This is a genomic window from Albidovulum sediminis (assembly GCF_025380365.1).
Lineage (GTDB): Bacteria > Pseudomonadota > Alphaproteobacteria > Rhodobacterales > Rhodobacteraceae > Albidovulum > Albidovulum sediminis.
In genome coordinates this window covers 395281-415328 of the sequence record NZ_JAOCQF010000002.1, presented here as the reverse complement: position 1 = coordinate 415328, position 20048 = coordinate 395281, and the positions used below count along the sequence as shown (strand labels likewise).

16 protein-coding genes are annotated in these 20048 nt (G+C 68.5%); 4 read left to right on the top strand and 12 right to left on the bottom strand.

Annotated elements, in window-relative coordinates:
* Nucleotides 1-27: 27 nt before the first annotated feature.
* From N5I32_RS13720 to N5I32_RS13710, 3 genes are read left to right on the top strand one after another with little or no spacing between them, the layout of a single operon-like run.
* Nucleotides 28-1467: an amidase gene (locus N5I32_RS13720; protein ID WP_261496439.1), complete on the top strand. Its 1440-nt coding sequence runs from the start codon at nucleotides 28-30 to the stop codon at nucleotides 1465-1467.
* A 4-nt stretch (nucleotides 1468-1471) separates the two neighbouring features.
* The gene (locus N5I32_RS13715) at nucleotides 1472-2878 is read left to right on the top strand and encodes an amidase (RefSeq protein WP_261496438.1); all 1407 of its coding nucleotides are present in this window, start codon (nucleotides 1472-1474) and stop codon (nucleotides 2876-2878) included.
* Between the two features lie 60 nt (nucleotides 2879-2938).
* Nucleotides 2939-3631 (top strand): CbiX/SirB N-terminal domain-containing protein, encoded by a 693-nt coding sequence (locus tag N5I32_RS13710; protein WP_261496437.1) that lies wholly within the window; start codon nucleotides 2939-2941, stop codon nucleotides 3629-3631.
* 93 nt (nucleotides 3632-3724) lie between these two features.
* On the opposite strand, the gene N5I32_RS13705 is transcribed toward N5I32_RS13710, so the two are convergent.
* From N5I32_RS13705 to N5I32_RS13675, 7 genes are all read right to left on the bottom strand, one after another.
* Nucleotides 3725-5152 (bottom strand): gamma-aminobutyraldehyde dehydrogenase, encoded by a 1428-nt coding sequence (locus N5I32_RS13705; RefSeq protein WP_439648203.1) that lies wholly within the window; start codon nucleotides 5150-5152, stop codon nucleotides 3725-3727.
* A gap of 25 nt (nucleotides 5153-5177) precedes the next feature.
* A complete protein-coding gene (locus N5I32_RS13700) occupies nucleotides 5178-5987 on the bottom strand; it encodes an ABC transporter permease (protein WP_261496435.1) in 810 nt (269 codons plus the stop codon).
* The gene (locus N5I32_RS13695) at nucleotides 5977-6909 is read right to left on the bottom strand and encodes an ABC transporter permease (protein ID WP_261496434.1); all 933 of its coding nucleotides are present in this window, start codon (nucleotides 6907-6909) and stop codon (nucleotides 5977-5979) included. The genes N5I32_RS13700 and N5I32_RS13695 overlap by 11 nt, the downstream gene beginning before the upstream one ends.
* Entirely contained in the window at nucleotides 6909-7901 is a 993-nt protein-coding gene (locus N5I32_RS13690; protein WP_261496433.1) for an ABC transporter ATP-binding protein, read from the bottom strand. The genes N5I32_RS13695 and N5I32_RS13690 overlap by 1 nt, the downstream gene beginning before the upstream one ends.
* Before the next feature lie 85 nt (nucleotides 7902-7986).
* Nucleotides 7987-9141, bottom strand: a complete 1155-nt coding sequence (locus N5I32_RS13685; protein ID WP_261496432.1) for an ABC transporter substrate-binding protein — start codon at nucleotides 9139-9141, stop codon at nucleotides 7987-7989.
* Between the two features lie 28 nt (nucleotides 9142-9169).
* Nucleotides 9170-9661 carry an ester cyclase gene (locus N5I32_RS13680; RefSeq protein ID WP_261496431.1) on the bottom strand — a complete coding sequence of 164 codons (492 nt, stop codon included), beginning with the start codon at nucleotides 9659-9661 and terminating at the stop codon, nucleotides 9170-9172.
* A gap of 127 nt (nucleotides 9662-9788) precedes the next feature.
* Nucleotides 9789-10691: a LysR family transcriptional regulator gene (locus N5I32_RS13675; protein WP_261496430.1), complete on the bottom strand. Its 903-nt coding sequence runs from the start codon at nucleotides 10689-10691 to the stop codon at nucleotides 9789-9791.
* Between the two features lie 150 nt (nucleotides 10692-10841).
* Between N5I32_RS13675 and N5I32_RS13670 the strand changes: the two genes are divergently transcribed.
* Nucleotides 10842-12506 carry a Na/Pi cotransporter family protein gene (locus N5I32_RS13670; RefSeq protein ID WP_261496429.1) on the top strand — a complete coding sequence of 555 codons (1665 nt, stop codon included), beginning with the start codon at nucleotides 10842-10844 and terminating at the stop codon, nucleotides 12504-12506.
* On the opposite strand, the gene N5I32_RS13665 is transcribed toward N5I32_RS13670, so the two are convergent.
* The 5 genes from N5I32_RS13665 to N5I32_RS13645 all read right to left on the bottom strand — a co-directional run bounded on the left by N5I32_RS13665 (nucleotide 12507) and on the right by N5I32_RS13645 (nucleotide 19980).
* Nucleotides 12507-13376, bottom strand: a complete 870-nt coding sequence (locus N5I32_RS13665) for a dimethyl sulfoxide reductase anchor subunit family protein (RefSeq protein ID WP_261496428.1) — start codon at nucleotides 13374-13376, stop codon at nucleotides 12507-12509.
* Nucleotides 13376-14113, bottom strand: coding sequence for a 4Fe-4S dicluster domain-containing protein (locus N5I32_RS13660; protein WP_261496427.1), 738 nt, complete (start codon nucleotides 14111-14113; stop codon nucleotides 13376-13378). The genes N5I32_RS13665 and N5I32_RS13660 overlap by 1 nt, the downstream gene beginning before the upstream one ends.
* Nucleotides 14110-16899, bottom strand: a complete 2790-nt coding sequence (locus N5I32_RS13655; protein WP_261496426.1) for a molybdopterin oxidoreductase family protein — start codon at nucleotides 16897-16899, stop codon at nucleotides 14110-14112. The genes N5I32_RS13660 and N5I32_RS13655 overlap by 4 nt, the downstream gene beginning before the upstream one ends.
* Nucleotides 16900-16935: 36 nt before the next feature.
* On the bottom strand, nucleotides 16936-18414 hold the full coding sequence (pdxR, locus tag N5I32_RS13650) for a MocR-like pyridoxine biosynthesis transcription factor PdxR (protein ID WP_261496425.1): 1479 nt from the start codon (nucleotides 18412-18414) through the stop codon (nucleotides 16936-16938).
* Between the two features lie 174 nt (nucleotides 18415-18588).
* Nucleotides 18589-19980, bottom strand: a complete 1392-nt coding sequence (locus tag N5I32_RS13645; RefSeq protein ID WP_261496424.1) for an aminotransferase family protein — start codon at nucleotides 19978-19980, stop codon at nucleotides 18589-18591.
* Nucleotides 19981-20048: the final 68 nt, after the last annotated feature.

The window sequence follows — 20048 nt, the reverse complement described above, 5'->3', positions numbered from 1 at the left end:
GCGCGCAATAGCCTCGGGGAGGAAGCGATGCTTGGCGATTTCGCCGGACAGGATGCAACCGCGCTGGCCGCGCTGGTCGCGAAACGAGAGGTGGGCGCCGAAGAACTGCTGGATGCCGCGCTGGCGGCGGTCGACCGGCTGAACCCCGCCCTCAACGCGGTGGTTCTGGTGCAGGAAGAGATCGCGCGCGCCGCGATCCGCAACGGGCTTCCGGACGGGCCGTTCCACGGCGTACCCTTCCTTCTCAAGGACCTCGGTTGCGAGGCGGTGGACTTTCCCTCGCACAACGGATCGCGGCTTTTCGCCGACACCCGCTACGGCCTGGACAGCGCGATCTGGGAGCGTATCCGGGCAACGGGCGTGGTGGCCTTCGGCCGCACGACCGCGCCCGAGGGCGGCGTGGGGCCGGCGACGGAATCGGCCGTCTACGGCGGGCCGACGCGCAACCCCTGGGATCTGACGCGCACGCCGGGCGGGTCGTCGGGAGGCGCGGGCGCGGCGGTGGCTGCGGGGATCGTGCCGGCGGCGCATGGATCGGACGGCGGCGGATCGGTGCGCATCCCGGCCTCGTCCTGCGGGCTCTTCGGCTTCAAGGCGACGCGGGCACGCTTTCCCGATGGCCCCTATGTCGGCGAAGGCTGGGCGGGCATGGCGATCGACGGTTTCCTGACCCGGTCGGTCCGCGATGCGGCCACGCTGCACGACGCCTGCGCCGGTGCCGACCTTGGCGCGCCCTACTGGGCGCCCCCGCTGGGCGAGGGCCACCTGGCCGCGATCCGGCGCCCGCCCCGGCGGATGCGCGTGGCCCTTTGCGATACCATGCTGGACGGCCGGCCCATCCACGAGGATTGCCGGAAGGCGGTCCATGATGCCGCGCGGCTCCTCGCGGACCTCGGCCACCATGTCGAACCCGCGCGGCCGAAAGTGGACATCGCGGGCATGATGCGTGCCTGGACCGACATCGTCGCCTGCGGCACGGCGCTGTCGATCCGCGCCAAATGTGCCGCGCGGGGCCGGCCACTGGAGCCGGGAGAGGTGGAGAACGTGGCCCTTGGCGCCATCGACCGCGCCGTGGCGGTGTCGGGGGCGGACTATCTGGCCGCGGTCGGCAAGATCCACGCCTTCGGCCGCGAGTTGTCTGCCTTCTTCGAGCCTTGGGACATCCTTCTGACCGCGACGCTGGCCGAACCGCCCGCGCTGGTTGGCCGCTTCGCCCACACCGACCGCGATTTCGTCCATTTCCGCACCGGCGCGGGCATGGTCTTCGACTATTCGCCCTTCTGCGCGGCCTTCAACGCTTCTGGCCAGCCCGCAGCCTCGCTGCCGCTTTACTGGAGCGACGGCGGGTTGCCCATAGGTGCCCATCTGGCGGCCCGCTTCGGCGCCGACGAGGAACTGATGGCGCTCTGCGCAGAACTGGAAGCCGCCCGCCCCTGGGCCCATCGCCGCCCGCCCCTGTTCGCGTGACGCCATGCTGACCGACCTGAGCGCCACCGAACTGACCGCGCGCCTCGCCGCCCGAGAGGTTTCCGCCGCCGAGGTCATGGCCGCCGTGCTCGACCGGATCGAGGCCGTGAACCCGAAGATCAACGCCATCGTGTCGCTGCGCCCGCGCGACGACCTCATGGCCGAGGCGCGCGCAGCGGATGCAACCCCGCGGCGGGGCTGGCTGCATGGCGTCCCCTTCGCGGTCAAGGACCTGACCGAAACGAAGGGCCTGCGCACCACCCACGGCTCGCCGATCTTTGCGAACCATGTGCCCGAGGCGGACGACCTGCTGGCCGCGCGGCTGCGCGCGTCGGGCGCGATCTTCATCGGCAAGACCAACACGCCGGAATGGGGTCTGGGGTCGCACAGCTTCAACCCGGTCTTCGGCGCGACCGTGAACCCCTACGACCCGACGCGCGCGGCAGGCGGGTCCTCGGGCGGGGCGGCGGCAGCGCTGGCGGCCCGGCTCGTCCCGGTGGCGGACGGGTCGGACATGATGGGCTCGCTCCGCAACCCCGCGGCCTTCTGCAACGTCTACGGCTTCCGCCCAAGCTACGGGCGCGTCCCGCATGACGCACAGGGCGACACCTTCCTGCACACGCTCTCGACCGCGGGGCCGATGGCGCGCACCGTCGAGGATCTTGCCCGCCTGCTGGAGGTGATCGCCGGGCCGAACCCGGAAACCCCCTTCTGCCTGCCGGCCCAGACCTTCGCCGACCGGCTGGAGCGGCCCGTCAAGGGCCTGCGCATCGGCTGGCTTTCGGACTGGGGCGGCGCCTATGCGATGGAGCCCGGCGTGCTGGAAACCTGCGAAGGCGCGCTTGAGGTGCTGGAGCGTCTCGGCGCGGTGGTCGAGCCGCTCGCACCGCCCTTCCCCGCCGAACGGCTCTGGGATGCCTGGGTGCGGCTCCGCGCGATGCTGAACGGCAATTCCATGCGCTCGCTCTACGACGATGCAGCCAAGCGCGCGGTCCTGAAGCCCGAAGCGGTCTGGGAAATCGAACAGGGTCTGGGGCTGTCGGCGCAGGCTGCCTATGCCGCAAGTGTCGCCCGCTCCGAGTGGTACGCCGCCGCGCACCGGCTGTTCACCCGCTTCGACGCGCTCGCCCTGCCGGCCGCACAGGTCTGGCCCTTCCCCGCCGACTGGCGCTGGCCGGAAGATATCGCGGGACGGAGGATGGACACCTACCATCGCTGGATGGAGGTCGTCATCCCCGCCAGCCTGATCGGCCTGCCGGCACTCTGCGTTCCCGCGGGGTTCGGGGAGGCCGGCCTGCCGATGGGGATGCAACTGATCGGCCCGCATGGCGCGGACGCGGCGATACTGGCCCTTGGCCAAACCTATCATCGCGCGACCGACTGGCCCGCACGCCGCCCGCCCCCGCTGTGATCGCCCCTGTTCTGACCGCCGCGCTGGACGCCCGGCCCGCCTTGCGATAGCACGGGCGGCATGTCTCACGATGCCCTGATCGTCGCGCATGGCCAGCCCTCCGACCCCGCCCCGGCGGAGGCCGACATGGCCCGCCTTGGCGAGGCGGTCGCGGCACTGCTGCCGGGCTGGCGGGTGCGGGCGGTGACGCTGGCCGCGCCGGGCGCGCTCGACCAGGCGGTGCGCGGTCTGTCGGCCGCGCGGGTCCTGCCGTTCTTCATGGCGGATGGCTGGTTCACCCGGACCGAACTGCCCCGGCGGCTTGCCTCGGCGGGGGCTGAGGGCTTCACCACCCTTCCTGCCTTCGGACTGATGCCGGAAGCCGCGGCGCTGGCCGCCCGCACAGCCGGCGAAGCCGTGCGGGAACAGGACTGGCGCACAGAGGAAACGACGCTGGTCCTGGCCGCGCATGGATCGGGCCGCAGCCGCGCACCCTCCGAGGCGGCGGGCCGCATCCGCGACGCGATCGCCGAAGCGCTGCCCTTCCGCGCGATCCGGCTCGGCTTCATCGAGGAGGCGCCTTCGGTCGCCGACGCCGCCCGCGACGCGGGGGCAAAGGCGATCTGCCTGCCGCTGTTCGTCGCGCGCTGGGGCCATGTCGTCGCCGACCTGCCGGCGGAACTGGGTGCTGCCGGGTTCAGCGGGCCGAGCCTGCCCCCGCTGGGCACCCTGCCCGGGGTTCCGGCGATCCTTGCGGCGGCGATTCGGGGTTAGGTCGGGGCGCGTCCGCTCCACCGGAACGCGCCCCGCGCCGAGGGCGCGCGGCTGCTCCGACCCGTCGGCGTTCTGCTGCAGGCCGACGCCACGTCAGCCGTGCTTGACCATCACATGCCGCACAACCGTGTAATCCTCAAGCGCGTAGGACGACATGTCCTTGCCGTAACCCGACTGCTTCAGGCCGCCATGCGGCATTTCGTTCGTCAGCATGAAATGCGTGTTGATCCAGGTGCAGCCGTAGCGCAGCCGTGCCGCCGTGGACATGGCCCGGCCCACGTCCCGCGTCCAGACCGAGGAGGCCAGGCCATAGTCGCTGTCATTGGCCCAGGCCACCGCCTGATCGACATCGGAGAAGGGCGTCACCGACACGACCGGGCCGAAGACCTCGCGCCGCACGATCTCGTCCTCCTGCCGGGCGCCGGCGATGACGGTGGGCTTGTAATAGAACCCCTCGTTGCCCAGAAGCGCGCCGCCCGCCGTCACCTCGATGTGGCTCTGCTCGCGGGCACGCTCGACAAAGCTTGCCACCCGGTCCCGCTGACGCGGGCTGATCAGCGGCCCGATCTCGTTGGTGGTGTCATCGGCATTGCCAAGCCGGATCGTCGACACCGCCGCGCTGAGGTCTGCGACGAGGGTGTCATAGACCTTCCGGCCCGCGTAGATGCGGCAGGCGGCGGTGCAGTCCTGCCCGGCGTTGTAGAAGCCGAAGGCGCGGATGCCCTCGACCACGGCAGACACGTCGGCATCGTCGAAGACGACAACGGGCGCCTTGCCGCCCAGTTCCAGATGCGTGCGCTTGACCGACTTCGCCGCCGCGTCGAGCATCTTCTTGCCCGTGGCCACATCGCCCGTCAGGCTGATCATGTCGACGCCGGGGTGGTTGATCAGGTAGTTGCCGACCGTCTCGCCGCGGCCGGGAATGACGTTGACCACGCCCGAAGGAAGCTCCTCCGCCAGGATGTGCGCCAGTTTCAGCGCCGTCAGCGGGGTCTGCTCGGAGGGCTTGAAGACCACGGCATTGCCCCCCGCCACGGCCGGGCAGAGTTTCCACGCCATCATCATCAGCGGGTAGTTCCAGGGCGCGATGGAGGCGACAACGCCCACCGCGTCGCGCCGGATCATCGAGGTGTGGCCGGCCAGGTATTCACCCGCAACCGCACCCTGAAGGCAGCGCACCGCACCCGCGAAGAAACGGAAGCAGTCGACGACGGCCGGCAGTTCGTCACCCCTTGCCGCATTGATCGGCTTGCCGCAGTTCAGCGCCTCGAGCGCGGCGAACCCCTCCGCCTCGGCCTCGATCCGGTCGGCGATGCGCAGAAGGGCGGCGGACCGTTCGGCGGGCGTCGTGCGCGACCAGCCGTCGAAGGCGCGCCGCGCCGCGGCGACGGCGCGGTCGACCTGGCTTGTCGAAGCCTCCGGCACTTCGAGGATCAGTGCGCCGGTCCTCGGGTTCAGCACCTTTTCCGCGCGTTCCTGTCCCGCCTCGAACGCGTCACCGATGAGAAGCGAGGTGTCGATGTGCATGGTCATCCCATGTCTCCTTTCATTTGCCGCCGCCGGCGGTCTCTTCACCGCCGCGGGTCAGGTAATAGGCCGCGAGGATGGGCAGGAACGTCGCCATGAATACGACGATTGCCACCACGTTGGTGACGGGTCGCTGCCGGGGCCGCACCAGCTCGTTCAGCATCCAGATCGGCAGGGTCGACTGCTGACCCGCGGTGAAGGTCGTCACGATCACCTCGTCGAACGAGAGCGCGAAGGCCAGCATGCCGCCGGCCAGCAACGCCGAGCCGAGGTTGGGCAGGATCACATGGCGGAAGGTCTGGAAGGAATTGGCGCCGAGGTCCGCCGACGCCTCCAGCATCGACGACCCCAGCCGCCGGAACCGTGCCACGGCGTTGTTGTAGACGATGACGATGCAGAAGGTCGCGTGCCCCAGAACGATGGTCCAGGTCGAGAAGGGGATGTCGGCGATGGCGAAGGCCGACCTGAGCGACATGCCGGTGATGATGCCGGGCAGCGCGATCGGCAGCACCACCAGAAGCGACACCGTATCGCGCCCGAAGAACCGCGCCCGTGCCATCGCCGCCGCGCAAAGCGTGCCGAGGACCAGCGCGAGGCCCGAGGAGATCGCCGCCACGCGCAGCGACAGGTAAAGCGGCGGCCAGATATCGGCCCGGTTCCAGGCGACGCCGAACCACTTGGTCGTCAGGTCGGGGGGCGGGAACTGATAGCTCCGGTCCTCCGTCGTGAAGGCATAGAGGAAGATCAGCACGATCGGCAGGTGCAGGAAGAGAAGCCCGCCGATCGCCGCGAGCGTGAGGCCAAGGGGCGGGCGGGCGTCAGAGTGCATCGAACGCCCCCATCTTCCGCGCGACGGTCAGGTAGACCAGCATGATGACGATGGGCACGACCGCGAAGGCGGCGGCCAGCGGGATGTTGCCCGCGGTGCCCTGCAGCGAATAGACGGCCTGGCCGATGAAGAACCGGCTCGACCCGACGATCTGGGGGATGATGTAGTCGCCCAGCGTCAGCGAGAAGGTGAAGATCGATCCGGCCACCACGCCCGGCAGGGCCAGCGGCAGGATCACGCTGCGGAAGGTCCGCCAGCCCCCCGCGCCAAGGTCCGCCGACGCCTCCAGCATCGAGGTCGGCACCCGCTCCAGCGAGGCCTGCATGGGCAGGATCATGTAGGGCAGCCAGACGTAGACGAAGACAAGGAACGTGCCGATGTAGGAGGTGGAGAGCGAGTTGCCGCCGATCACCGGAATCGCCAGCACGGCGTTCAGAAGGTTGCCCGCGCCGATCCCCTCGGCCGCCCAGGTGATGATCCCTTCCTTCGCGAGGATCAGCTTCCAGGCGTAGACCTTGACGAGGTAGGAGGACCACAGAGGCAGCATGATGCCGAGGTAGAAGACCGCCTTCCACCGGCCCTTGGCGTAGCGCGCCGCGAAAAAGGCGACGGGGAAGGCCAGCGCGACCGAGGCGAGCGTGACCGCGGCGGCCATCGCCACCGTCCTCAGGATCACGTCGTAGTTCGACGGGACCAGCAGTTCGGCATAGGTCTTGAGCGTGAATTCCGGCACGACGACGCCGGAAAACTCGTCGATGGAATAGAAGCTTTGCAGTAGCAGCGCCGCGAGCGAACCGACGTAGACGACGCCCAGCCACAGGATCGGCGGCGCGATCAGCAGCGCGGTCAGCAGCTTCGGGCGGCTCCAGAACAGGCCGGTCAGGCGGTCGCCGGGCCCGCGGGCGGGATGGGCGCTGTCCATCACGCCTCCTCCATCACATGGAGCGCGGAGGCGTCCCAGGTCAGGCCCGACGTCGCGCCGACCTCGGGCACCGGCACGCCTGCGGGCACCAGCACGGCAATCTCCTGCCCGCCGGTCTCCAGCGCGACGCGCGTGCCCGCGCCAAGATAGCGCAACGCGGTGACACGGCCCTTGGCACGCGCCTCCGGCCCGGTGCTCAGGCGGATCGCCTCGGGCCTGAGGCTGGCCCAGCGCGCGGGCCCGCCGAAGGCTTGGGTCAGTGCGGGCGGCAGCACGTTGGACGAGCCGACGAAGTCTGCGACAAAGCGGGTCGCGGGTCGGTCGTAGACCTCGGCCGGGGTGCCGATCTGCGCGATCCGCCCCTCGTTGAAGACCGCGACCCGGTCGGCCATCGACAGGGCCTCGCCCTGGTCGTGGGTGACGAAGACGAAGGTTATGCCCAGACGCTGCTGAAGCGCCTTCAACTCGTCCTGCATCGCCTCGCGCAGCTTGAGGTCGAGGGCGCCAAGGGGCTCGTCGAGAAGAAGGACCCGCGGCTCGTTGACGAGCGCGCGCGCCAGCGCGACGCGTTGGCGCTGGCCGCCCGAAAGCTGCGCCGGCTTGCGGTCACCGAAACCGTCCAGCTTCACCAGCGCCAGCATCTCCTCGGCCTTGCCATGACGGGCGCGGCGATCAACGCCCTTCACCATCAGCCCGTAGGCCACGTTGTCCCGCACATTCATGTGCGGAAACAGCGCGTAGTCCTGGAATACCGTGTTCACATGGCGCCGGTTGGGGGGCACCTCGCCCATGTCTTCGCCGAAGATGCGGATCGCGCCGCCCGAAGGCTTCTCGAACCCCGAGATCAGGCGCAGGCACGTGGTCTTGCCAGACCCGGAGGGACCGAGCATCGCGAAGAAGGATCCCTCGGCGATGGTCATGTCGACCCGGTCGACGGCGCGGACCTGCCCGAAGTGGCGGGAAACGGAGAGGAACTCGACGGCGGCGTTCATGCGGCAAACTTCCGTAAGGCCCCCGGCGGAACGCCGGGGGAAGTTTGAGTGGTGGCCCCGGTTGATCCGGGCGTTTCTGGTTGTCTCAGCGTCCGCCGATCACACCGATGTAATCGCTGACCCAGCGGTAGTAGGGCACGCAGGCCCCTTCACCCTGGCCGCAGTTCGAAACCGGCGTGGTCCAGAAGCGGATCTTCTCGAAATCGGCCAGACCGTTGGCGTCGCATCCTTCCTGGTTCTGCATGCCGCGCCCGTCGGTGCAGGCAGCCGGCACCGACGGCACCGCGCCGAACCAGACCGACAGGTCGGACTGCAGGTTCGACGCCAGCGAGTGTTCCATCCACAGGTAGGAACAGGTCGGGTTCGCGGCATCGACATGCATCATCGTGGTGTCGGCCCAGCCGGTGGCGCCTTCCTGCGGGATGACGCTGGCGATGGGCAGGCCCTCGGACTTCAGCAGATTGACCTGGAACGGCCACGAACCGGAGGCGACGACGCCTTCGTTCTTGAAGTCGTCCATCTGGATGAAGGCGTCATGCCAGTAGCGGCTGACCAGTTCGCGCTGCCCCCGCAACAGGTCGAGTGCGGCCTTGTACTGGTCCTCGTTAAGTTCGTAGGGCGAGGTGATCCCCAGTTCCGGCTTGTGGAACATCAGGTACTGCGCCGCGTCGGCGACATGGATCGGCCCGTCATAGGCCTGCACGCGGCCCTTGTTCGGCTGCCCGTCGGGCAGCGTCATTTCCTCGAACACCACGTTCCAGGAGGTCGGCGCCTCCTTGAACACCTCGGTGTTGTACATCAGGACGTTCGGGCCCCACATGTAGGGGGTGCCGTAATGGACGCCCTCGACGGTGTGCCAGGGCGCATCCTTCAGGCGGTCATCGACCGAGGCCCAGGACGGGATCAGGTCGACGTTCACAGGTTGCACGCGCCCGCCCGCGACAAGCCGGAGCGAGGCGTCGCCCGAGGCGGTGACGAGGTCGAAGCCGCCTTCGTTCATGAGCGCCACCATCTCGTCCGAGGTGTTGGCGGTCTTGACGTTGACCTTGCAGCCGGAGGCTTCCTCGAACTTCGTCACCCAGTCGAAGGCCGGGTCGGTTTCGCCGCGCTCGATGTAGCCCGGCCAGGCGACGATGTTCACCTGCCCTTCCGGTGTGCCCAGCGCCGTCAGCATCTCTGCCGCAGAGACGCTGGAGGCGGCCATCGCCAGCGCCGTGGTGGAAATGAGAAGTGTCTTCATCGTGGTCCTCCCGTTTGGATCGGGCCTGTCACATCAGGCCGAGTTGTTTGTAGAAGCCAAGCGCATCGTAATAGTCGGCCTGGTGAACGATCTTGCCGTCCTCGACCCGGAACATGGACATGCCGTGGAAGCTGAACGCCTTGCCGGTCGCGGCGGTGCCGTCGGCCCAGGCGCCGGTGTTGGTGCCGCCGAAGGTCCATTCGAAGGCGACCGAGTTGCCGGAGACGACCGCATCGCCGTCGCGCGTCCAGGCCGCGTCGGGGGCGGCGTTCAGGAAGGCGTCGATCACCTGGGTCTTCGCGGCCTCGCGACCCTCGACCGGGGTGCCGACCGAGGCATCGTAATAGACGGCCCCCTCGGCCAGGAATTCCGCGGCGGCGGCGCTGTCATGGGCGTTCCAGGCTGCCATGTAGCCATCGACCACCGCCAGCGCGTCCTGCGCGAGCGCGGCAGTCGCGCTCCAGAGGATGGCGGCGGGGATGGCGGCGGCACGGAATGCGGCCGTAACTGACGTGAACATGATATTCCCCCTGAGCAAAGGACGGGGCTCCCTCTCCCGGGCAGCCTCCGAGGGCGAGACTGCGCCCGCCGGCCATCATTCGCAATATCAAAAGGAAGAAATGTGGTATCGGCAAAACCGATGGAAATCAGCGTTCGGGCACGGCCCCCTGCGCCGAGCGGATGAAGTTCCGCGCCACCGTCGACAGGGGCGCCCCCTTTCGCCACACCAGACCCACCTGCACCGAGGGCAGGTCGCCCGAGACGTCGCGGATCTCGATCCTGTCACCTTCCAGCGACCAGGGCCGGTAGACCAGCGACGGCAGGAGCGCCACCCCCGCCCCGGTAGCGACGAGCGAGCGCACCGCCTCGACCGAGCGGGTGCGGAAGGCGATGTCGGGCTTGACCGAAAGCGCGCCCATCAGGCTGCGGGTCGATTCCTCGATCTCGTCCACCATCAGCACGATCAGCTGTTCGCCCGCCAGGTCGTCAAGCGTGATCACCTCCGCGTCCGACAGGCGGTGACCAAGGGGAAGCCACAGCCGGTAGGGCGACACCAGAAGCGATTCCACGTTCAACGCGGCGCGGTCGCGGATCGAGGAGGTCAGCATCACCGCCACATCCAGTTCGCCGCCGATGAGGAGGTGCTGCAGATAGTCGCCGTTGTCCTCGATCGCGGACAGTTCCACCTGTGGCCAGGCCCGGCGGAAGCGCGACAGGATGTCGGAGAGCACGTAGCCCGCCACCAGCGACGTGACCCCCAGCGACAGGCGCCCGCCGGTCGCATCCACCTCTTCCCGGAAGGCCATGCGGGCATTCGAGACATCGCCGAGGATCTGCGTCGCGTGGCGCAGGAAGAGCGACCCCTTGTGCGTGAGATCCAGCCCGCGCGCGCGGCGCTCGAACAACGCGACGCCCAGATCGTCCTCGAGCGACTGGATCGCCTCGGTCACCGAGGATTGCGAGATCGACAGCGCGCGCGCCGCCCCCGAAACGCTGCCACGTTCGGCAGCGGCGACAAAGAACTGCAATTGTCTGAGCGTGAATGCCAAGGCTGTCCCCCATTGCACCCAATCAGGCGTCTTCTGACTGTCTTGGTCAATGGATATGTCGGCCGGGGCCCTTGCGTTCTGCGGCCTTTTGTGACGCTTTCATGACAACCCTGTAACGGAACCCGAAGCGGTCGAGCGAGGTCAGGCAAGTTGGAAAGTTCCCCCCTTCTCTTCATCCTTCACATCGCCGGCGCCGCCGCGCTGCTGATCTGGGCCGTGCGGCTGGTCCGCACCGGGGTGGAGCGCGGCTGGTCCGTGCAGTTGCGCCGCTGGCTGAGGCGCGGGGGTGACAATCGCTGGATCGCGGCACTGTCGGGAACCGGGGCGGCGATCCTTCTGCAAAGCTCCACCGCGGTGGCGATCCTCACCTCCAACTTCGTCTCTGCCGGCACGCTGGCCTCCGCGGCCGGCCTTGCGATCCTGCTCGGCTCCGACGTCGGATCGGCCGTTGTCGCGCAGATCCTCCTGTCGCGCGCCGACTGGGCCGTGCCACTCCTGCTGGTGGCGGGGGTTGGGCTTTTCCTCAAGGCCGAGCGGAAGGAGTTCCGGCAGGCCGGCCGGGTGCTGATCGGGTTGGCGCTCGTCTTCGTGTCGCTCTCCATGATCCGCGAAGCGACCGAACCGCTGCGTGACGCACCGGGCCTTGTGGTGGCGATGCGCTACCTTGGCGGCGACCCGGTGACCGCTTTCGCGATCGGCGCGCTTTTCGCCTGGGCCGTCCATTCCTCCGTCGCCGCGGTCCTCCTCTTCGTGACGCTTGCGGCGCAGGGCGTGCTGCCGGTGACCGCGGGGCTGGCCATGGTTCTGGGCGCGAACCTCGGCGGGGCGTTCATCGCCTTCATCCTGACCCTGACCGCCGAGATCGAGGCGCGCCGGATCGTCATCGCCAACCTCGCCCTGCGTGGTGGTGGCGCCGCCATCGCGCTGACCGCGCTGTCGATGGCCGCCTTCGATCCCGCGTTCCTCGGGGCCACGCCGGCGCGGCAGGTCATCAACATGCACCTTGCCTTCAACCTCGTGCTGGCGATCCTGGCGCTGCCCGTGATCGGCCCGGTCCTCAGGCTCGTCTCTTCCTTCGTCCGGCCGCCGTCCACGCCTGCGTCGCTGGCGCGCGTCAGCGCGCTCGACCCCGCCGCACTTGCCAACCCCGATCGCGCGCTGGCCTGCGCCTCACGCGAGATCCTTCAGATGGGTGAGGGGATCGAGGCGATGCTGCGTTCGGTCATCGGGCTTTACGACCGCTGGGACGACCAGGTCGCCGCGGCGATCACGGCCAAGGAAGACGACATCGACAAGATGCATTTCGAGACCAAGCTCTACCTGGCCAAACTCAACCGCGCGCACAGCGAGGAGGAGGTGACCCACAAGGGGCTGGAGCTGGCCAACATGGCGGTCAACCTCGAAAGCGCGGGCGATGCAATCGCCCGTTCGATGCTGGGACTGGCACGGCGGCTGAACGACAGCGGCACGGCCTTCTCCGAAACCGGGCGGAAGGAGGTCCGCGATTTCCACGACCGCGTCCTGTCGAACGCGCAGGCCGCTTTGAACGTGCTGATGACGCTGAACCCCGATGCCGCGCGCGCACTTGTCGAGGAGAAGGAGCATGTGCGCGTGCTGGAGCAGGACCTGCAACGTTCCCACCTCGACCGGCTGCGACAGGGTCGGGTCGAAAGCATCGACACGTCGAACATCCACCAGGAAACGCTGCGGGCGCTGAAGCAGGTCAACACGGCCTTCTCGATGGTCGCCTACCCGATCCTGTCGGAGACGGGCGACCTTCTGGCCAGCCGGCTGGCCAAGCCGCATCGCGGCTGATCAGCGCAGGCCGTAGTAGAGGCCGACGACATGTTCGGCCTCGGCAAAGAAAAGCCAGCGCCCGGCCAGCGCGCCGGTCAGGTGCAGGGCTGCTGCCAGCAAGGTGGCAACAAGTCCCGATGGCAGCGCAAGCAGCACCAGCGCGGGCAGGATCGCCCCGAACAGGACGGCGATGACCCGCAGCTTCAGCGCGTGCTTGCGGCCGACGACATGGATCATTTCCCGCATCAGGTAGTTGGTGCCGGTATGCGGCGGCGCGAACTGGCGCACGGTGCCGGGGCCGAGGCCCGTGGCGGTGGCCAGCGTGTGCCCACGCTCGGCAAACCGTCCGTCGCCGACGCGGAAGGCAAGCGCCATGAAAAGCCCCAGAAGCAGCAGCAGCACCGGCGCGTTGCCGAGACCGGCGAGCAGCGCACCGCCGGCAACCGCATGGCCGAAGAACAGCGCGGGCGTCGTCCAGTGGTTCCAGCGCGGCACGGTCCGAAGCTGGGCGTAGATCATCGAGGTGGTCAGCACCGTCAGCAGGCACAGGACCGCGGCGGCGATACCCAGCGCGGGCATCAGCACGCCCCGGAACGCGGCTGAGGCCGCGACCGGCGCCATCAGCGCCAGCGCCGCGACCGAGGCCCAGGCCTCGCGGGAGAGCCAGCTTGTCCGCCACTGGGAGAAGGCGCGCAGGGCCCTTTGCGGATTGCCGAGGTGGAAGGTCGAGGCCAGAAGCCCCGCCACCGCCAGGCCGTAGCCCGCGCCATAGGCGACCAGCGCGGCCCAGCCCGTGACCGGCATCAGGCCGGACCCGAGCACGGCCAGCAGCCCGAAGCCCAGCCCTGAAAACACGGTAAAGAGAATGACGGAAGGGGCGGGATGCATCAGATACGGTCCAGCAAACGGTCAAGCCAGCCGGCGAAACCGCTGGCCTGAATGTCGAGAAGGGGGGCAAGCGGCGCGGTTTCCTCCAGCCGGTCCTTGCGGCGCGGCGGCAGGTAGCGGTTCACCGGCTTCGTCCCCTGTTCGGGCATCAACTCGATCCCGCCCCGCTCGGCCACCAGCAGGCTCACCGCGCTTTCGGGATCGCCCAGATCGCCGAAATGCCGCGCGCCCGCGGGGCACGTGCGCACGCAGGCGGGGGTGCGGTCGATCTCTGGCAGGTTCTCGTTGTAGATGCGGTCGACGCAAAGCGTGCATTTCTTCATCACGCCCGCCGCCTGATCCAGTTCACGCGCGCCGTAGGGGCAGGCCCAGGCGCAGAGCCCGCAGCCGATGCAGGCGCTTTCGTTGACCAGGACGATCCCGTCCTCGGCGCGCTTGTAGCTGGCGCCGGTCGGGCAGACCGTCACGCAGGGCGCGTTTTCGCAATGCAGGCAGGACTTCGGGAAATGGACGATCTGCGCAGGGCCCGCCTCGGGCGTCACCTCGTAGCTGTGCACGCGGTTCAGGAACGTGCCCGAGGGCTCCGCCCCCCAGGCGTCCTGATCGGACAGCGGCGCGCCGTAGCCCTGATCGTTCCAGCCCTTACAGGCGGTCACGCAGGCGTGGCAGCCCACGCAGGTATCCAGGTCGATAACCAGGCCAAGCTTCTTGTCAGAGGGCGGCGGAAGCGCGGTCATGGCCGGTTTCCTTTCGCGGGCGGAACGGGGGAGGGGATGGGCGGATAGGCCGGCTGCGCCTCGTCTGGCGGGGGGACCTTCTCGATCCGGACGCGCAGATCGAACCAGGCCGCCTGCCCGGTGACCGGGTCGGAGTTCGACCAGCGGTGCCCGTCGCCGCGTTCGGGCAAGAGTTCCGATATCAGGTGATTGAGGAGAAAGCCCTTCGTCGCCTCCGGCGCATCGGGGGAAAGCGCCCAGGCCCCCTTGCGCTTGCCGATGGCGTTCCAGGTCCAGACCGTATCCTCGTTCAGCGCCGCCATGTGGGCGACCGGGACCACGATCGCACCGTTCTGCGACGAAAGCCGCGCCCAGTCGCCGTCCCGGAACCCCTGCGCCTGCCAGACCTTCGTCGGCACGTAAAGCGGGTTCACCCCGTGGATCTGCCGCAGCCAAGCGTTCTGCGACCCCCAGGAATGATACATCGCCATCGGCCGCTGCGTCAGCGCGTGGAGCGGAAAGGCCTCGCCCGCCGCCTCGCCGAACGGCTCATACCAGATTGGCAGCGGGTCCATCGTCGCCTTGATGCGCTCACGCAGGAAATCGGGCGGCTGGCGTTCGTGAAAGCCCTCGGCGGCCAGCTGGAAGCGGCGCATCGGCTCGCAGTAGATCTGGAACAGGTAGGGCTGCGGCGTGTCGTAGAATCCCATGCTCACCGCCCAGTCCTGATAGGCGCGGTTCCAGGGCTTGAAGAACTTCGCCCCCTCCGGCACCTCGGCGGCATAGAAGCCGCCGTTGGCGATATAGGCGTTGATCTGGTTGGGGTTCGGCGCGCCGCGCCCCACCTCCTTACCGTGACCGCGGAAGCCGAAGAGCGGCCCCACCCCCGGCCGGCGCTGATGGTTGACGATGTAGTCGGCGTAGTCGCGATACTTCGGCCGCCCGTCGTCGGTCACGAAGCCCGGAAGACCGAGCCGCCCGCCCAGATCCACCAGCACCGACTGGAACCCGCGCACGTCGCGGTCCGGCTCCACCACCGGCCAGCGGATCGCGTCCGCCGCGTGATCGGCCTCGCAGATCGGCCGGTCCAGAAGGCTGATGCAGTCGTGGCGTTCCAGATAGGTGGTGTCGGGCAGCACCAGATCGGCATAGGCCACCATTTCCGACGCGTAGGCATCCGAATAGATGATCCGCGGGATCATGTAGTCGCCGTTGCCGTCCTTGCGCGTCAGCATCTCCATCACCTGGCCCGTGTTCATGGAGGAGTTCCACGACATGTTGGCCATGTAGAGCATCAGCGTGTCGATCCGGTAGGGATCGCCCGCCACCGCGTTCGGGATGACCATGTGCATGAGCCCGTGCGCCGACAACGGGTTTTCCCAGGTGAAGCCCCGGTCGATGCGCGCCGGGCTCAGGTCGTCAAGCTTCAGCGCCAGATGCTCCGGCCCCTGCGGAAAGCCGAGGTGCGGACCGTCAAGCGGCCGGCCCGGCATGAAGTAGCTGTGCGGCGTCGGGTGCGCATGGGCAGGCTTGGGATAGGGCGGCTTGAAACGGAAGCCCCCCGGCACCTCGACCGTGCCCAGCAGGATCTGCAGCACATGGAGCGCGCGCGCGGTCTGGAACCCGTTCGAATGCGCCGAGATGCCGCGCATGGCATGAAAGCTGACCGGACGGCCCAGCATGCGCTCATGCGTCTCGCCGCGGAAATCGGTCCAGGGCTGCTCGATCGCGATCGTCTGGTTGAAGGCCACGTCGGCAATCTCGGCCGCAAGCGCGCGGATCCGGGTGGCCGATACGCCGCAGCGCGCCGCCACCGCCTCGGGCGCGTAGTCCGGCCCCAGATACCGCTCCGCCATGTGCTGGAAGACCGTCCGGCAGCCCCGGTGCGTCGCCGCCAGATCGGGCCGGACGCCTGCCGTGTCATAGGGTACGGCATCGCCCGTCCGCCGGTCGATGACCAGGGGCTTGCCCAGATCGTCGCGCAGCAGCAGGCCCTTCTCCTCCCCCTCCGTCTCGTCGATCAGGCAGGCGGCATTGGTCCAGCGCGCCAGGTAGTCGACATCGACCTTGCCCGCCTTCAGCAACTCGTGGATGAGCGCGAGGATCAGGAGACCGTCGGTCCCTGGCGTGATCCCGATCCAGTCGTCGGCCACGGCGTTGTAGCCGGTGCGGATCGGGTTCACCCCGATCACCCGCCCGCCGCGCGCCTTGATCTTGCCGATGCCCATCTTGATCGGGTTGCTGTCGTGATCCTCCGCCACGCCGAACAGCACGAAAAGTCGGGTCCGGTCCCAGTCGGGCTGGCCGAACTCCCAGAAAGCGCCGCCCATGGTGTAGATGCCGGCCGCCGCCATGTTGACCGAACAGAAGCCGCCGTGCGCGGCATAGTTCGGCGTCCCGAACGCCTGCGCCCAGAAACTCGTGAAGCTCTGCGACTGGTCGCGCCCGGTGAAGAAGGCGAACTTCTCGGGCGCCGTCGCGCGCAAGGGGGCCAGCCAGCGCGTCGCGATGCCCAGCGCCTCGTCCCAGCTGATCTCCTCGAACGCGCCCGACCCGCGCGGCCCGACCCTGCGCAACGGCTTGCGCAGCCGCGAGGGGGCGGTGACCTGCATGATCCCCGACGATCCCTTGGCGCAAAGCACGCCCTTGTTGACCGGGTGGTCACGGTTGCCCTCGATGTAGCTCACCTTGCCCGATTTCAGGTGAACGTTGATCCCGCAGCGGCAGGCGCACATGTAGCAGGTCGTCCGCCGCACCTCGTCGGAGACCCTGGGCGAGGTGTCGAGCCTCGGTTCATGCCGCGTCATTCGTCCCCTCCTGCCCGTCTCGCTGCGGGCGTTCCCTCATTCCGTCCCGGCCCGCCGCTCGGCCAGCGCCTCGGCGATGCGCGCGATGCCTTCGGGTATCTTACCCGGTGCGATCGAGGAATAGGCAAGCCGATAACAGTTCCGCGCCTCGCGGCCGGGGGCGAAGAACTGCCGGCCGGGCTCGATCAGCACGCCCCGCGCCCGAAGCGTCTGCGCCAGATCCTCGGTGTCCACGCCCTCGGGCGCGGCCATCCAGAAGCTCGACCCGCCGAAGGCCCCCCGCCCCGCGACCGTCAGCCCGGCATCGCGGATCGCCTCGTTCATCACCACCCGGCGCCGCCGGAACGCCTGGTGGAGCCGGTTCACATGCGCATCGTAATGCCCGAGCGCCAGGAAATAGGCCACCGTGCGCTGCACATGGCCCGGCGGATGGCGGAACACCGCGCCCCGAAGCGCGCGCGCCTCGCGCACGAAAGCTTCGGGCGCGACGATGTAGCCCAGCCGCACGCCGGGAAAGAGCGACTTGGAAAACGAACCGACATAGATCACCCGCCCCTCGCCATCGAGCGACTTGAGCGAGGGTGCCGCGGGCTTGAGGAACGACATCTCGAATTCGTAGTCGTCCTCGACGATGAGGAAATCCTGGCGCGCGGCCCGTTCCAGGAGCGCCAGGCGCCGGTCCACCGGCATGGTGGCATTCGTCGGGCTCTGGTGCGAAGGGGTGACGAAGACGACATCGGCCCCGTCCGGCACCCGGTCGGGCGGCAGCCCCTCCTCGTCCACCTCGACGGCGGTGACGTCGGACCCGGTTTGGCCAAGGATCGACCTCAGCCCGGTGTAGCAGGGATTTTCGGTGACGGCCCGCCGACCCGGCCCCAGCAGCACCTGCGCGGCAAGCCACAGCGCGTTCTGCGCGCCGAGCGTCAGCAGCACCTCCGACGGCTCCGCCGCGATGCTGCGGCGCGGCAGGAGCGCGCGCAGCACATATTCGATCAGCATCGGGTCGTCGCGCTCGTAATAATCTTCCGTCAAGGCGTCGAAATCCCGCCGGCCCAGCGCCTGCAGCGCGCATTGGCGCCAGTTCTGGTGATCGAACAGCGCCGGATCCGCCTGGCCGTAGATGAAGGGATAGGGATGGCTGCGCCAGTCCTGCGGCCGCCCGATGATGCGGTGGCCAGAGAAATCCCGCACCACGCGGCGCGTCCAGTCGACGGCACTCGCCCGCGGGCTTGAAGGATGGCGCAGGCCGGGCCGGACGGGTGCTGTCTGCGAGACGAAGTGCCCCGACCGCCCCAGCGCCGTCAGATAGTCTCCAGCCACCAGTTCGGTATAGGCAAGCGTTACGGTGATGCGGCTCACCCCCAGGTGATCGGCCAGCCTCCGGCTCGACGGCAGCTTGTCCCCCGCCCGCAACCGCCCCGCGAGGATGCCATCGGCGATCATCGCGCGGATCTGCTGCTGCAGGGTGCCGCCCGCTCCGGGCGCGAGAAAGAAGGTTTCGACCGGGATCGGCATCACCTGGACTTATGACACGACCGAACTGGCCCCATCAATCCCTGCCATGCGCCACCCCTCCCCTTCTTCTTTTCCCAAATATCCCGGGGGGTCAGGGGGGCAGCGCCCCCCGCCCGGAACACTCGCCCGGATCGCCCGCCCCGGCGGGCGAAATCCTGTCCCTCGCGGGCCGCCTCAGCCGAAGACCTTGGTCAGCGCCTTGTCGATGGCCCCGGTGATCGCGTCGATGTCGTCGGCCGTCGCGATCAGCGCCGGGCTGAGGCAAAGGACGTTGTTCAGCCCCGGAACCGACCGGTTCGACGCGCCGATGATCACGCCCTGGGCAAAGCATTCGCCCACCACCGCGGCCACTTGCTTCTCGCTCACCGGCTCCTTGGTCTGACGGTCGGCGACCAGTTCCGCCCCGCAGAACAGCCCCTTGCCGCGCACGTCGCCGATGACACGGTGCTTCTCCATCAGCGCCTGCAGGTTGGCGACCGTCCGCTCGCCCATCCGCACGGTGTTTTCCAGAAGCCCCTCGTCCTCGATGATGCGCATGTTCTCGAGCGCCGCCGCCGGACCCGCCGTGCAGCCGCCGAAGGTGGAGATGTCGCGGAAGTAGTTCATCGGGTCGTCGGCATTGTCCTTGAACATGTCGAAGACCGCCTCGGTCGTCACGCAGCAGGCGATCGCGGCATAGCCGGAGGCCACGCCCTTCGCCATCGTCACGAAGTCCGGCTTGATGCCATAGTGCTGATAGCCGAACCAGGTGCCGGTGCGGCCGACGCCGCAGACGACCTCGTCGATATGCAGAAGGATGTCGTACTTCCGGCAGATCTCCTGCACCCGCTCCCAGTAGCCTTGCGGGGGCGTGATAACGCCGCCGCCCGCGGTCACCGGCTCAAGGCAGAGGCCGCCGACGGTGTCGGGCCCCTCGCGCAGGATCACCTGTTCGATCTGGTCGGCCGCCCATTCGCCGTAGTTCTCGACCGGCGCGCCGTCCTGCTGGTGACGGCGGTATTCCATGCAGTGCGGCACCCGCACGAAGCCGGGCGCCATCGGCCCGTACTGCATCGCGCGTTCGTCCTGCCCGCCCGCCGACATCGTGGCGAGCGTCCCGCCGTGATAGTCGCGGTCGCGGTAGAGGATCTTGTATTTCTTGCCGCCGTACTTCTTGTGCGCGATCTGGCGGATCATCTTGAAGGCCTTCTCGTTGGCCTCCGAGCCCGAGTTGGTGTAGTAGACCCGGCTCATGCCCGGCATCTTCTCGATCAGGCGCTTGGCGAAGAGCGAGCCGGGGATCGACCCGGCCGAGTTCGCGAAATAGTTCATCTTCACCAGCTGGTCATAGACCGCCTTGGCGATCGTCTCGCGGCCGTAGCCCACGTTGACGGTCCAGACCCCGCCCGAAACGGCGTCGATCCGCTCAACCCCCTTGGCGTCCCAGACGCGCATGCCCTTGCCTTCCACCATCACCCGCGGGTCGATGGTCTCGAACGGCTTGTGCTGGATCAGGTGGTGCCAGAGGTGGGCACGATCGGCCTCGATCACCTCGGTCAGGTCGTTGCCGAGAACGGGAATGGTCATGGGTCTACCCTCGCAATGCGGAATGGGCCGGCGGTACCGGCATCGCCTTCCAGATCAGCACGGAAGCG